This is a genomic window from Rubellimicrobium sp. CFH 75288 (assembly GCF_009904055.1).
In the GTDB taxonomy this organism is placed as follows: domain Bacteria; phylum Pseudomonadota; class Alphaproteobacteria; order Rhodobacterales; family Rhodobacteraceae; genus Rubellimicrobium.
Map to the genome: position 1 here is coordinate 1 of NZ_WYDP01000076.1, position 314 is coordinate 314.

The following is a 314-nucleotide window of genomic DNA, read 5'->3' on the forward strand; positions in this document are numbered from 1 at the left end:
TCGAAGCGGACGGGCACGTCGAATTCGAAACCGGCCGTGATGGCGACGCCAGCGGCCGGGGCGGTTGTGAAGATGATGAGGCCGGTGGTGGTATCGACGTTCCAGCCGGACATCTGCTCGACCCCGTTCAGGGCGATGCGGACAGTGCCGGCCACCGGCTTGGCAATGGCACGGGTCCAGCTTTGCTCGCCGGAAGTATAGCGCTTCAGCAGGGCGAAGGTGGTGACAGCACCATTGCCGGTGCCGAGGGGCTGGTCGGTCGGGCTCGGGGTCTGCGACGGCAGGCAGGACTTGAAGTCGGCCCAGTCCTTGAA

1 protein-coding gene is annotated in these 314 nt (G+C 65.9%); it reads right to left on the bottom strand.

Annotation, left to right across the window (positions count from 1 at the left end):
• Positions 1 to 314 (bottom strand): DUF2460 domain-containing protein (locus tag GT358_RS16445; RefSeq protein WP_166583705.1); only part of this gene is annotated, 314 nt, incomplete at both ends.